Origin of the sequence: uncultured Desulfovibrio sp. (genome assembly GCF_944327235.1) — a bacterium.
Taxonomy (GTDB): Bacteria; Desulfobacterota; Desulfovibrionia; order Desulfovibrionales; family Desulfovibrionaceae; genus Desulfovibrio.
Map to the genome: position 1 here is coordinate 1 of NZ_CALVHE010000067.1, position 13864 is coordinate 13864.

Sequence of the window (13864 nt, forward strand, 5' to 3'; positions counted from 1 at the left end):
AAAACCACGCTTTTTCCGTAGTGTGAGGGCAGCGTCAGCATTGAAATTGGACACAATTTCAATGCGAATCTGCTCTAGAGCAGTTTGCCTTTGAAAAAGGCAAACTGCGAGGCGGCGGCACAGCGCCGCCCGGCCCAAAGTGAGCGGAAAAACCGCGTTTTTTCCGCGAAACGCCGGGCCGTATGGTTTGGAACGCGCAGCGTTTCAAACTAAAAATGCTCTAGAGCAGTTTGCCTTTGAAAAAGGCAAACTGCGAGGCGGCGGCACAGCGCCGCCCGGCCCAAACCAAGCGGAATGACCGCGTTTTTTCCGCGAAACGCCGGGCCGTATGGTTTGAAACGTGAAGCGTTTCAAACTGAAAATGCCATATCAGGGGCGATCCTTCACGCTGACGCCTCGCGGAGTACCGGAGTCTGTATGCACATTCGCACCAAGGAAAGTCTTTTTCGCGGCACGGTGGCCGTGGTGGCCGGCAGTTCCCTGCTGGCCCTCACGGGCATCGTGCTCTTCCTCTTCATGGAAGGGCTGCCGCTCTTTGCCCACTATTCGCCCACGGAATTTCTTTTCGGCTCGCTCTGGTATCCCACGGAAGATCCCGGCCTCTTCGGCATCCTGCCGCTCATCGCGGCCTCGCTGGCGGTCACGGCCCTTTCTTCCCTGCTGGCCGTGCCGCTGGGCGTGCTGACGGCCATTTATCTCAATGAAGTGGCCCCCGCCGCCGTGCGCCGCATCATCAAGCCCTTCGTGGAACTGCTGGCCGCCCTACCCTCGGTGGTGCTGGGCTTTCTGGGCATGGTGGTGCTGGCCCCCTTCCTGCAGGACGTGCTGGGCGCGGCCACGGGCCTCAACCTGCTCAATGCCTCGCTGGTGCTGGCCGTCATGAGCGTGCCCACCATCTGCTCCGTCTCCGAGGACGCCCTGCACGCCGTGCCGCGTACCCTGCGCGAAGCCTCGCTGGCGCTGGGCGCGACCCGCTGGCAGACCATTTGCCGCGTGACCGTGCCCGCCGCCCTGTCCGGCATCGGCACGGCGGTCATGCTGGGCATGTCCCGCGCCATCGGGGAAACGATGGTCGTGCTCATGGCCGCCGGGGGCGCGGGCATCATCCCCACGTCCCTGCTCGATCCGGTACGCCCCATGCCCGCTTCCATCGCCGCGGAAATGGCCGAAGCCCCCTTCCGCAGCGATCACTATCACGCCCTGTTCGCCATCGGCATCGTGCTGTTCTTCCTGACGCTGGCCTTCAACCTCATCGCCTCCCGCATAGCCGAGAAACACCGGCAGGCGGGCAGCTCCAGCCTCTAGGGCCTGTTAACACAAACTTTACTAATTATTTCAATATATACAGAAAATCAGATATACATATTCCGCCTGCCCTGACGGGCAATACGCCCCTCGTCCCTACTTTTCCCCTGATAAAAGCGCGCTGGGGAGGGGATGGGGGGCTTGGGGTTCCCCTTCCCCCCAAACAAGCAGCTAATAGTGTTAACAGGCCCAAGAACAGACGCTCATTTGCCCGTATCCGCGCATCCATTCGGAAAAATACGACAGGAGACACCATGTCCACCCCGCTTTCCGCTCCCACCGACTCCGTTCCCTCGTCCGCCCCGCGCCGTCTGCTGACGGAAAAGGCCATGTTCGGCCTGCTGCGCCTCATCGCCGCGCTCAACGTGCTGGTGCTGGTCGGGATCTGCGTCTTTCTGCTGGTGCAGGGCCTGCCCGCTCTGTCCTGGGGATTCCTCACCGAACCGCCCCGCAAGATGATGACCGAGGGCGGCATCCTGCCCTGCATCATCGGTACGGCCATCCTCTCGCTGGGCGCGCTGCTGCTGGCCTTCCCCCTGGGCGTGTTGAGCGCCGTCTATCTGCATGAATATGCCGGAAAATCGCGTCTGGCGGGCTATGTGCGGCTGGGCGTCAACAATCTTGCCGGGGTGCCGTCCGTGGTGTTCGGCCTGTTCGGCCTGTCCTTCTTCGTGACCTTCTGCGGTTTCGGCGTCTGCATCCTCTCCGGCATACTGACCCTGGCCGTGCTCACCCTGCCGGTCATCATCAATACGGCGGAGGAAGCCCTGCGCGCCGTGCCCGCCACCTACCGCGAAGCCTCGCTGGCGCTGGGCGCGGCCCGCTTCCAGACCATTTTGCGCGTGGTGCTGCCCTGCGCCCTGCCCGGTATGCTCACCGGCGCCATCCTCGGCGTGGCCCGCGCCGCCGGTGAGACCGCGGCCATCATGTTCACGGCCGCCGTCTTTTCCACGCCCAAATCCCCGGACTCCCTGTTCAGCGCCGTCATGGCCCTGCCCTACCATATGTATGTGCTGGCCACCGCCGGGACGGACATAGAAAAGACCCGCCCCCTGCAATACGGGACGGGCCTCGTGCTCATCCTGCTGGTGCTCGGCATGAACCTTGCCGCCATCATCCTGCGCGACCGCCTGCAACAAAAACGCTGAGACGAACCGTCGCCGCCCCATGCCTTACCTTTTTCAACGGTAAAGCACTCATGCAAAAACGCCGGGCACTGCGCAAGTGCCCGGCGAAACCATTTGGACCGCCAAGAAGCCGCCCCCTATCCCTGCAAGAGTTGCAGCAACATGTGCGGAAAGGCGTTGGCCTGCGCCAGCATGGATGTTGCCGATTGCGTCAGCACCTGATTGCGCACAAAGGTGGTCATCTCCGTGGCCACGTCCACGTCGGAGATGCGGGATTCCGCCGCCTGCAAACTCTCGGCCTGCACGTTGAGGTTTGTCACCGTATTTTCCAGCCGGTTCTGCGTCGCGCCAAGATGGGCGCGAATCTGGTCCTTGCGGACGATGGCGTTATCCAGCCGATTCAAGGCCCGCTGGGCGAGCGCCTGCGTGCTGATGGAAATGATGTCGCCATTGGGATCGCCGGGAGTCACGACACCGCCACCGCCGCCCGCCGTGGGCATGGTCGTCCAACTGGCCTCGATCTGAAAAGTTCCACGGCCTGAAACTATTACTATTAAATCTTCTGTAACATTATCAATTGTTAGCTTCTCTATTGTTGATATTGGCATAATCATATCGTTTCCATCTCCAGTATAACCTATATCCATACCATTTACCGTAAAATGGTGTAGCTGTGGATTTGCCTTATCTATATATGTAAGATTTGTACCTATTCCATTTATATTACTAGAATCATATTTAGCATTTGGTAAAAATCCATTTTTTTCATTTACAATATCACTTACGCTAGTTAAATTTGGCCATGCTCGCGAGTCTGTTGTAAGTGTTCCTGCTATGTGCTTTCCATCTCTCGTAAATATTTGTATATCATCTCTCGCGCCATCATCATTTATAAATATATCAATCCCTGTCGAACCAGCAGGGATAATAGCAAAAGAAATAATTCCCGAATTAAATTTTTGTTGTACGTTTTGCTGCACTTTATCACTAAATATAGGCACCCCGCCATATCCAGCTCCGCCACCTCCACCAGCGCCACCGGTGCCACCTTCCCGCAGCCCCAGTCCGGCCAGCGTACAATCCCCTATCTCCACATAGTAATAGTCTTCCGCGCTGTCGTTGGCCGTACCGAAATGCACCTTGAGCGCGCCGGTGGAGGACAGACCGTCCGCGCTGCCGCGTCCGGAGCCGTCGTGCGGCCCGGAGAGTGAGCCGTCCAGCAGCTTCACGCCGTTGAAATCCGTTGCCTTGGCGATGCGGTCTATCTCCGAGGCCATTTGCTGGAACTCGCTGTCTATCATGAGACGCTGAGTGGAGTCATACGTACCGGTGGCCGCCTGCTCGGCCAGTTCCTTCATGCGGATGAGCTTTTCATCAATTATCTGCAAGGCCCCGTCCGCCGTCTGGATGAGGGAGATAGCGTCATTGGCGTTGCGCGCGCCCTGCCCCAAGGCCCGGATGTCCGCTCGCATGAGTTCGCGGATGGCCAGCCCGGCCGCATCGTCCGCCGCCCGTTCCACGCGCAGACCGGTGGAGAGGCGGCGCACGGAATCCGCCAGTGTATCGTAATGCGCCGACAACTGACGGGACACGCCGTAGGCCATGAGATTGTGATTGACGGACAGAGGACTCATGCGGCTGCCCTCCCCTGTCCGGCGTGGACGGCAAAATGCGCGCAACGGACAGCCCCAGCCGCGCCATACCCGCGCCCTTGGCGGTCATGCTCCACACGCCCACGCAGGCCAGTCGGCGTCAGATCGAACGCCCGCGCACGTCCACTGCGACGACCGGCACGCCAGCGGGACGGCTGGTCCGCGGCGTTATTTATATCAGCAAGAGAGAGAGAGAGAGAGAGAGAGAGAGAGAGAGGACGGCGGGCAGCCTCATGCCGACGTTCCGCGTACCCACGCAGGCCAGTCGGCGTCAGATCGAACGAGCCCGCACGTCCACTACGATGCCCGGCACGCCAGCGGGGCGGCTGGTCCACGGCGTTATTTATATCAGCAAGAGAGAGAGAGAGAGAGAGAGAGAGAGAGAGGCGGGGGGCAAACTTCGCATAGCTGGCTCCGTGTACTGGATTTTCTTTTATGTAAAAAGATTCCAGTATTTCGTCAATACACCTGCGCGTCGAGAATTGCCCTGCGCCACGGCGCACATGCCCACCGCCGCCCGGCCAGAGGCCAGATACCAGCCAAATATCCCCCGACTTAGAACGGATTCGCATTGAGATCGTGTCCGATTTCAATGCTGACGCTGCCATCATACTACGGAAAAAGCGTGGTTTTTCTGTGTGTTCGGTTGCGGGTAGTCGCTCTCGCGACTACCAGAGCAAGCCACATTTTCAATGTGGAATTGCTCTAACAGGCAACGAATAGAGCGTGTTACCTTTGAAAAAGAGGACACGCGAGGCGGCGGCACAGTCGCCCGGCCCAAACCAAGCGGAAAAACCGCGCTTTTTCCACGAAACGACAGGCCGTATGCTTTGAAACGAGAAGCGTTGCAAACTGAAATGGATTCGCAATCATTTGAAACGTCAGAACTACGCACCCTGCATTACAGCTCGAAAAAATAAACATGTTTACTCGATCGAAAGGCTGGCGCCGCATAGCCATGCGCTATGATCGCTGTGCCCATACATTCCTTTCGGCGATCCATATTGCTGTCATTGTCATTTCTTATCTTTAATGAATCCTGACCCTAACCTGTGATGGTGTCACCACGCCCCAAAGCCGGACCGCAGCACTCCTCCCTGCTCGCTTCGCGAGTTCTCCGCCGTGGGAGGGCTCATTTTAGCTCAGAAATGGTCCCAGTGACTCGGAATACTCTGGATCTTGCCAGGCATCTTGACACATAAAACCGCTTAACGATCCATGAGACGAAAAAATCCCCTTGCGCCAAAGCGCTCAGGGGCTTTTTCCAAGAGAGCGAGGCCACGCTCTCATCAGAATCGCGGTACTGGGGCGGAAGCCCCCAGTCCCCGCCGTGAAGCAGAGTTAGAACGTACGCGATAGCGCAACGCATTGATGGTCTCACGCTGGTCTGTTTTTCGCCCCCACCTTCTCCCGAAGTAGGAGATAGGAGAAAAAGTAGGACTGTACACCTAGTCATGACCCAAAGTGTTTTCTTGCTCTACCATAAACTTTTTACCCTTCTGCAGACATATTCAGAAAGCAATAACAATTTGTTATCAAAAAATAATTCAAAAGACTTATAGACAGGTATGCAGGCTATAAGTATGACAAACCCTAATGATGTGTAATATACAGCTGGAAGAAAATCAACATTTTCCATACATGCAATTCCACGGTAATAGAGACATGCAACAAAAATCCCATTGAACATAAACATAGATAATGTATTTTTTGCTATGTATGTAATAATATTATTACATATAGTTATCTTTGACAGAAAAGATGATATAATCAGGATGAGCAACGTACCAGAAATTGCGCTGAGCATAAATAGAATACTTGTATTGAACATTCGTGGTCTTACTGCCGAAAGTCCATTGGAGAGCGAGCTGCTGACAAAAATCATAGCAAGCAATATAGTCATTGCTAGAACTACTGTTTTTTCTTTCTTCCAAATTAAGTTCAGCATATTGCCAATTTTTATAAAAATGGCAGCGAGCATACCAGAATCTATTCTCAATGGAGGAAAATCGGCTCCTATGATGAAGTTCCATACTGAAAATAGATTAAATGAAAAGATGTACAATATGGTATACATAATGATTTTTACAGAGCGGTGACAATATTTTTCGATAAAGAAAAAAATTATTCTTCCCCAAAACAATGCCCAAAGAAACCATCCCGGCCCCATAAAAATTTTATCTGGTGTCATATCATAAAAAAGTTGCCAAAAGAAAGTTGTATCAAAAATTTCTTTTGGCACAAAGCAAACACGAATTGATACAAATAAAAGCCCAAGAACAACAAAATAGAAATATGGCTTAATAAGTTTTTTTGACAGCTTATGTATAAGTCCAATTGCGTCTTCTTTGTTGCTGATAAGAAGTCCTGTTATAATAAAGAATGCTGGCATATGAAATGCATAAATAAAAATACCTATATTTCCGCTAAGAGTTACCACATGGCCAAATATTACAAGATATATCAGAATTACCTTGGCTATATCAACAGAAGAGTTTCGTTCTGGAAGCGTCAGATCGAACGAGCCCGCACGTCCACTACGATGCCCGGCACGCCAGTGGGACGACTGGTCTGCAGCGTTATTTATATCAGCAAGAGAGAGAGAGAGAGAGAGAGAGAGAGAGAGGAGCGGGGGACAAACTTCGCATAGCTGGCTCCGTGTACTGGATTTTTTTTTATGTAAAAAAATTCCAGTATTTCGTCAATATACCTGCGCGTCGAGATTTGCCCTGCGCCACGGCGCACACGCCCACCGCCGCCCGGCCAGAGGCCGGATACCAGCCAAATATCCCCCGACTTCGGCCATATCCCAGCATGTGGAAGGCATTTTTCGGGTCGCCTGCCGTTCTGTCGCGTCGGCCCATGTAAAAATTCTTTTGCCGCACGAACGGTCCCCGCCGTCGAGCTGCGCGGTCGGGCAGCGCGGAGGCTCCCCTTCCTCTCTTGAGCGGATTCGCATTGAAATCGTGTCCAATTCCAATGCTGACGCTGCCCTTATACTACGGAAAAAGCGTGGTTTTTCCGTGTGTTCTGTTGCGGGTAGTCGCTCTCGCGACTACCAGAGCGATCCACATTTTCAATGTGGATTGCTCTAACAGGCAACGAATAGAGCGTGTTACCTTTGAAAAAGAGGACACGCGAGGCGGCGGCACCGCCGCCCGGCCCAAACCAAGCGGAAAAACCGCGCTTTTTCCACGAAACGACAGGCCGTATGCTTTGAAACGAGAAGCGTTGCAAACTGAAAATGCTCTAACGATCCGCGCGGCCTGAAGAAAACCTTCTCCTAGCCCTGCAGGAGCCGCAACAAAATATGCGGGAAAGTGTTGGCCTGCGCCAGTATGGAGGTGGCGGACCGGGTCAGCACCTGATCGCGGACGAAGGTCGTCATCTCCGTGGCCACGTCCACGTCGGAGATGCGGGATTCCGCCGCCTGCAGACTCTCGGCCTGCACGTTGAGATCGGTCACCGTATTTTCCAGCCTATTCTGCGTCGCGCCGAGGTGGGCGCGTATCCTGTCCTTGCGGACGATGGCATCTTCGACACGCACGACAGCCTTTTGGGGGCGTTCCTGCGTCTTTATGTTGATGACGGGGCCTGTATCCGTAAAGCCGCCTTCCTGCGGCTTGGGTTCCGGCATATCTCCCCAAGAGGCCGTGATATCAAAGGAACCGTTACCGGCAACAAGGATGACGAGGTCTTCCGTCACCGTGTCGATGCTGAGCTTCTCGAACCTGTTGCGCAACACCCCCGGCTGATGCAGACCGACGTCGCCGGTATAGCCGAAGTTCATGCCGTCGATGGTGAAGGGGTGGAGCGTGTTCTCATCCTGGAACGTCAGGTTGCCGCCGATACCGTTCATCTGCGAGCCGTCATAGGTCGCGCCCGTCAGGAACCCGTTGGTTTCGCTGAGGAATTCCCCCGGAGCGACGGGCGCAGCGCGATCCAGCCACAGATCAAGCGTCGTTCCGGCAAGATGTTTGCCGTCGCGAGTGAATATCTGGATGGTATCGTTCAGCCCCTTGTCATTGAGGAGGATCTCCAGATTTGTCGTACCGGACGGGATGACGGCAAAGGAAACCAGCCCGGAAACGAAGGTCGCTTTCTGCCCCGAGACCAGCTTGTCGCTGATGAGGGGGATATCACCGAAATCTGCCGGACCGCCGTCGCGCAGCCCCAAGCCGCCCAAGGTAGCGCTCCCTATATTGAGATAGTAGTAGTCTTCCGCGCTATCGTTGGCCGTGCCGAAATGCACCTTGAGCGCCCCGGTGGCGGACAGGCCGTCAGGGCTGCTGCGTCCCGACCCGTCGTGCGCGCCGGACAGGGAACCGTCCAGCAGATGGATGCCGTTGAAATCCGTGGCGCGGGCGATGCGGTCTATCTCCTGCGCCATTTGCTGGAATTCGCTGTCGATCATGAGCCGCTGGGTGGAATCGTAGGTACCGGTGGCCGCCTGTTCGGCCAGCTCCTTCATGTGGATGAGCTTTTCGTCGATGATAGCCAGCGCCCCGTCCGCGGTCTGGATGAGGGAGATGGCGTCATTGGCGTTGCGGACGCCCTGCCCCAGGGCCTGGATGTCCGACCGCATGAGTTCGCGGATGGCCAGCCCGGCGGCATCGTCCGCCGCCTGTTCCACTCGCAGGCCGGAGGAAAGACGACGCACGGAATCAGCCAGCGTATTGTAGTGGACCTGCAGCTGGCGGGACGCGCCGGACGCCATGAGGTTGTGCTCGATGGACAAGGGACTCATGCCGCGACCCTCTCCAGCCCGGCAAGGACGGCGGAAGTTGCGAAAAGGACAGGCAAGGCCGCAGCCTGCCGACGGTTTTTGCGGTCACGCGCCACCCGACCGCACAGGGCGGGGAACGCCGGTACGCATGACGTCGCATGGCGGCGGCCTCCCGCATGGCGGCGGGACGACTGCTCCCTGACGTTGAGCGTTCCAGCAAGAAGGCGGCTGTGCCTGCAGGGGGGAAACTTTGCATGGCGGACGACTCCGAGCGCTGAGATGCCTTTTATGTAAGAAAGGGGCATCATTTCGTCAATACGCCCTGTGCGCTCAGGCTGATGTCCGTACGCACGCGCATGTCCGCGGACGCCGCCTGTCGCATGGTCTCGGCGTGCGTCTTGCTGTCCGCAAGCTTGCGGGGAAAAAACATCCGCCCGTGCGGTCCGCGCCCGCCCGTCACACCGGCACACGACCTGTTGCCGTTTTGGCCCTCAGCGAAAGGAAAGATCTTTCGCCGCGATCCCCTACCAGCGCGCGCTGGGCAGGCAGAGCTTCCAGCGGATGGCGGCCACGCGCAACCCGAAGCAGGCCAGCCCGCCCAGCCACAGCCCCCAGACGCCGGGCACGAGCACCACCACGATACCGCCCAACAGGGAGGTGGTCGCGTAGATGTCCGTATTGCGCCGCATGACATAGGGCACCTGCCCGGTGTAGGCATCACGCATCATGCCGCCGCTGACGCCGGTCATCAGCCCCATGAGCACGGCGATGAAGGGAGCCGCGCCCAGCAGGAGCGCCTTTTGCGTGCCCATGACCGTAAAATACGCCAGCCCCACGGCGTCCAGCAGGGCCACGGGACGGTCGAGCCGGTGATGCTGGCGGCTGCGGGTCAGGAAAAAGCCCAGCACGCCCACCAGGATGGGACAATAGATCTGATCGCGCTGCGTCAGCCAGAATACCGGCGTCTGCAGGATGATGTCCCGCAGCGTGCCGCCGCCGATGGCCGTCAGCACGGCCACCACGACCACGCCGAAAAGGTCCAGCTCGGCCTTGCGGTCGCGGGCCGCAAAGACGCCGCTCATGGCAAAGGCCCCGATACAAACCCAGTCCACCCAGATGCCGATGTCCACCGGATCCCGCTCCTTTTTCCCGTTATGGGATATATCGACTCGTTGTCTTTTGTACCTTCACGAGGAGGCTCGCCGCATCACTCGCTTCCCCCTGATAAAAGCGCGCTGGGGAAGGGATGGGGGGCCTGGGGGGAAGAATTACGGGAACGCCTTTTCTCGCTTCGCTGTGAAAAGGCTGGGCCCTCCAGCGCAGGCGGCGACCGAAAGGCGGCCCGCAGGGCCGTGCCTGTTAGGCGACGAAGGAGCCTTACAGGCATCGACAGCAGAGCGAGGGGTTCCCCTTCCCCCCAGAAAAGACTGCGACAGCAGAGCGCGACCGAAAGGCGGCCCGAAGGGCCGTGTCCGTTAGGCGACGCAGGAGCCTTACGGACATCGACAGCAGAGCGAGGGGTTCCCCTTCCCCCCAACAAAACTTTTCGCGCCTGACCGCGCTCAGCGCAACTGACTGTCCTTGCTGCCCTTGCGGTTGTAGAGCTGCACCACCTGCCGCTCGCTGTCGGCCTCTTCCTGACAGTCGCGACACAGGCGCACGCCGGGCAGGGCCTCGCGCCGGGCCTGCGGGATGGGCTCGCCGCAAAGCTCGCAGCAAAGCGCGCTCTCCCCGCGCGGCAGGGCGGCCCGCGCCCGCGCTATCTCGTCATTGAGGGAATCCTGGATCTGATCCTGTACGGCATTGTCTCCGGCCCAGCCAACAGCCATGCTCCTGCTCCTCCGGCGCGGGCGCGTCAGCAGCGCACCCGCGGCAATTCGTCCCAGCGGGTGGTCAGACGCGGCGAACGGTGCGCCTGCCGCATGTGCCAGTCCGCTTCTCCCAGTCCCTGCGCGCCGAAAAAGATGGACTCACGTCCGAATTTGCCGTTGATGGCGTCCAGCGTCCGCATGAGCGCCTCCCGCCGCCTGTCCTCCGCCGGGGAAGCGGCACTCAGGAGACTGCCCTGCCGCCTGTCGGCCGCCTCCAGCCCGTAGAGCATGACGCCCGCCTTGGCATAGGCGAGCCCCGGACGGAAGAGCCGTTCCAGCCCGGCGCGGGCGGCCCGCAGCAGGGGCAGCGTATCGGCCGTGGCTTCCGGCAGGGGCAGGGAGATGTCCGCCGCGTGGCAGGGGACGCCCTCCCCCGCGTGCCGGGAGGTGCGGATGTGCACGGCGATGCCTCCGGCGACCAGCCCGGCCCGGCGCAGCCGTTCCGCCGCGCGCCCCGTGAAGCAGGAGACCGCCTCGCGCAGGGCGGCAAGCTCCGTCACCGGACGGGCAAAGGAACGGGAGGACACCAGCGTATGACGCGGCAGAGGGGCGGCCTCCACGGCGATGCAGGGCAGGCCGCGCAGCTCCAGCGCGGTGCGCCAGCCCGTCACCGTCAGCGCGCGCCGCAGCCATTGGTCGTCCGCATCCCGCAGCGCCGCCGCGGTGGTGATGCCCGCCGCCCAGAGCGTGCGCGCCTGCCGCCGTCCGATGCCCCAGACCTCGGCCACGGGCAAGTGGGCAAGCACGTCATCCGTACGGAACAGCAGATGCGCGTCGTCTCCCTCCAGTGCGAAGTCCTCCGCGCCGTTGCCGAGGAAGGCCAGCCCGTCGGCGCGCTTCTTGCCGAGATGATTGGCCAGCTTGGCCAGCGTGCGCGTACGGGCCACGCCCACGGAGACGCTGATGCCCGTCCAGCGCACGACGCGCTCCTGCAGCTGACGGACGGCCTCCGCCGCCTGCGTCGCCAGCGCGCCGTCCAGCCGCACGAAAGCCTCATCGATGGAATATTGCTCCACCTTTGGGCAGGACTGTTCCAGGATGGTCATGATGCGCGCGGACATGTCGCCGTACAGGGCGTAATTGGACGAGAATACCGCCACCCCGTGCTGTTGCAGGAAGGCCCGCCACTGATATTCCGGAGCGCCCATGGGGATGCCGAGGGCCTTGGCTTCCGGCGAACGGGCCACGATGCAGCCGTCGTTGTTGGACAGCACCACCACGGGCTTCCCGGCAAGGTCGGGGCGGAAAAGACGTTCGCAGGACGCATAGAAATTGTTGCAGTCCACCAGCGCCCAGAGCGGCGCGGACGCGCGGGACAGTCCCGCCCTGCCCTCAGAGCTTGTGGATGACATAGCTCACCACGCCCCAGATGTGGACATGTTCCCGCTCGGTGATGTCGAAAGGCGGATAGTCGGGATTCTCCGGCATGAGGTAGACCCTCCCCTGCCGCCGCACCAGTCGCTTGACCGTGAGCTCGCCGTCCAGCGCGGCGATGACCACCCGATTGTGTCCGGCCTGCTGGGAGCGGTCCACCACCAGCAGGTCGCCGTCGTGAATGCCCGCGTTGATCATGGATTCGCCATGCGCGCGCACGAAGAAGGTGGCGGCCTCATTGCGCACGCAATAGTCGTGCAGGTCCAGCTTGCGGTCCTGATAGTCGTCGGCGGGGGACGGGAAGCCCGCTTCCACGGGCGTCAGATAGAGCGGCTGGCCTTCGCGGTCCTGCGGCACGGCGGCGGCCGCGCCCAGCACCTCGAGGCGTCCGGCGGAGGGAGGAAAGACCGATCTCATGCCCGCACTATAGCGGCTTGCGTACGGTCGCGCAATGCCGCGCTGCCCGCCCTCCCGACGGACAAAAGGAAAGGGCGCGGCCCGAAGGCCGCGCCCCGCATGTCGGGTCGTTCCCGCTTCCGCTTAGAAGAAGAGGAAGGTCAGGACGATGAAGAGCGGCACCAGGATGCCCACGGACCACATCATGTAGCCGAAGAAGCTGGGCATGGGCACGCCGCGTTCTTCCGCGATGGAACGCACCATGAAGTTGGGCGCGTTGCCGATGTAGGTATTGGCGCCCATGAACACCGCGCCCGTCGAGATGGCCGCCAGCGTGGACGCCATGTCGGTCATGAGGTGAGCGGCGTCGCCACCGGCCGTGTTGAAGAACACGAGGTAGGTGGGAGCGTTGTCCAGGAAGCTGGAGAGCGCGCCGGTCAGCCAGAAGAACATGGCGTTCACCGGCTGGCCTTCATGGAAGACCATGTTGATGACGCCCGCCAGAGCGCCGTCCGTACCGGCCCGCAGGATGGCGATGGCCGGGATCATGCTGACGAAGATGCCCAGGAAGAGCTTGGCCACTTCTTCGATGGGCGCCCAGGAGAATTCGTTGAGCTCGCGGCACTGCTTGCTGGTGAAGGCCCAGGACAGACCGGCGATGGAGAGCAGGGAGATGTCGCGCAGCAGGTTCTGACCTTCGACGGTCACACCGTAGATGGTGAAGGCTTCGCCAAGCTGGAGCAGACCGGACACGAGCACCGCGCCCACGATGAGCAGCAGGAAGAAGAGGTTGATGCTGCCGTCCAGACCGAGCTTTTCCTTCGGCGCGTCAGGATCGGCGGTGGGGACCGGGCTGCCTTCCTTCTTGTAGAGGACCTTGTCCACCACATAGAAGATGGCCAGCAGAGCGACGACCATGAGCAGGGTCTTCATGAACAGATTGGTGGTGGTCCAGAAGAAGCTCACGCCCTTGAGGAAGCCGAGGAAGAGCGGCGGGTCGCCCAGCGGGGTGAGGGAGCCGCCGATGTTGGCCACGAGGAAGATGAAGAAGACCACGGAATGCACGCGATAGCGGCGGTGGGCATTGGCGCGCAGCAGCGGGCGGATGAGCAGCATGGCCGCGCCGGTGGTGCCCATCCAGCTGGCCAGGATGGTGCCCACGGCCAGGATGCCGGTGTTCACCACGGGCGTGCCCACCAGCGAGCCTTTCAGACGCACGCCGCCCGCCACGGTGAACAGGGCGAACAGCAGGATGATGAAGGGCACGTATTCCAGCAGGAGCGCGTGCAGCAGTTCATAGATGGCGACCTGCGCCCCGTAGACGGCAAAACACGGCACCAGGAAGGCCAGGCCCCAGAAGACGGCGATCTTGCCGAAGTGATGATGCCAGATATGCGGGATGGCCAGCGGCAT

8 protein-coding genes and 5 pseudogenes are annotated in these 13864 nt (G+C 59.7%); 3 read left to right on the plus strand and 10 right to left on the minus strand.

What is annotated here, in order from left to right; all coding sequences use genetic code 11:
* Window positions 1-417 precede the first annotated feature (417 nt).
* Window positions 418-1305: a phosphate ABC transporter permease subunit PstC gene (gene pstC, locus Q0K00_RS09110; protein ID WP_297228788.1), complete on the plus strand. Its 888-nt coding sequence runs from the start codon at window positions 418-420 to the stop codon at window positions 1303-1305.
* A gap of 329 nt (window positions 1306-1634) precedes the next feature.
* Window positions 1635-2453: a phosphate ABC transporter permease PstA gene (gene pstA / locus Q0K00_RS09115; RefSeq protein ID WP_366937618.1), complete on the plus strand. Its 819-nt coding sequence runs from the start codon at window positions 1635-1637 to the stop codon at window positions 2451-2453.
* Between the two features lie 116 nt (window positions 2454-2569).
* Here pstA and Q0K00_RS09120 read toward each other — a convergent pair.
* A pseudogene (locus Q0K00_RS09120) lies at window positions 2570-2869 on the minus strand (flagellin); the annotation flags it as partial.
* Between the two features lie 618 nt (window positions 2870-3487).
* A pseudogene (locus tag Q0K00_RS09125) lies at window positions 3488-4066 on the minus strand (flagellin); the annotation flags it as partial.
* A 937-nt stretch (window positions 4067-5003) separates the two neighbouring features.
* Here Q0K00_RS09125 and Q0K00_RS09130 point away from each other — a divergent pair.
* Window positions 5004-5117, plus strand: a pseudogene (locus Q0K00_RS09130) (IS5/IS1182 family transposase); the annotation flags it as partial.
* A gap of 444 nt (window positions 5118-5561) precedes the next feature.
* On the opposite strand, the gene Q0K00_RS09135 reads toward Q0K00_RS09130, so the two are convergent.
* From Q0K00_RS09135 to Q0K00_RS09170, 8 genes and pseudogenes are all read right to left on the minus strand, one after another.
* Window positions 5562-6773 carry an acyltransferase family protein gene (locus Q0K00_RS09135; protein WP_366937620.1) on the minus strand — a complete coding sequence of 404 codons (1212 nt, stop codon included), beginning with the start codon at window positions 6771-6773 and terminating at the stop codon, window positions 5562-5564.
* A 594-nt stretch (window positions 6774-7367) separates the two neighbouring features.
* Window positions 7368-7664, minus strand: a pseudogene (locus tag Q0K00_RS09140) (flagellin); the annotation flags it as partial.
* A gap of 588 nt (window positions 7665-8252) precedes the next feature.
* Window positions 8253-8831, minus strand: a pseudogene (locus tag Q0K00_RS09145) (flagellin); the annotation flags it as partial.
* 503 nt (window positions 8832-9334) lie between these two features.
* Entirely contained in the window at window positions 9335-9940 is a 606-nt protein-coding gene (locus Q0K00_RS09150; RefSeq protein ID WP_297228792.1) for a trimeric intracellular cation channel family protein, read from the minus strand.
* 432 nt (window positions 9941-10372) lie between these two features.
* Complete coding sequence (locus Q0K00_RS09155) at window positions 10373-10639, minus strand: DksA/TraR family C4-type zinc finger protein (protein ID WP_297228794.1); 267 nt, start codon at window positions 10637-10639, stop codon at window positions 10373-10375.
* Window positions 10640-10665: 26 nt separating this feature from the next.
* Window positions 10666-12033: a Y-family DNA polymerase gene (locus tag Q0K00_RS09160; RefSeq protein ID WP_297228796.1), complete on the minus strand. Its 1368-nt coding sequence runs from the start codon at window positions 12031-12033 to the stop codon at window positions 10666-10668.
* A complete protein-coding gene (umuD, locus tag Q0K00_RS09165; RefSeq protein WP_297228798.1) occupies window positions 12014-12472 on the minus strand; it encodes a translesion error-prone DNA polymerase V autoproteolytic subunit in 459 nt (152 codons plus the stop codon). Before umuD ends, Q0K00_RS09160 begins: the two co-directional genes overlap by 20 nt.
* Before the next feature lie 123 nt (window positions 12473-12595).
* On the minus strand, window positions 12596-13864 hold a 1269-nt coding region (locus Q0K00_RS09170), incomplete at its 5' end, for a sodium:proton antiporter (RefSeq protein WP_297228800.1).

Coding starts and splice junctions, on each gene's coding strand:
- Q0K00_RS09155 (WP_297228794.1), bottom strand. CDS start 10,639: ATGGCTGTTGGCTGGGCCGGAGACAATGCCGTACAGGATCAGATCCAG.
- Q0K00_RS09160 (WP_297228796.1), bottom strand. CDS start 12,033: ATGTCATCCACAAGCTCTGAGGGCAGGGCGGGACTGTCCCGCGCGTCC.
- pstA (WP_366937618.1), top strand. CDS start 1,635: ATGTTCGGCCTGCTGCGCCTCATCGCCGCGCTCAACGTGCTGGTGCTG.
- umuD (WP_297228798.1), bottom strand. CDS start 12,472: ATGAGATCGGTCTTTCCTCCCTCCGCCGGACGCCTCGAGGTGCTGGGC.
- pstC (WP_297228788.1), top strand. CDS start 418: ATGCACATTCGCACCAAGGAAAGTCTTTTTCGCGGCACGGTGGCCGTG.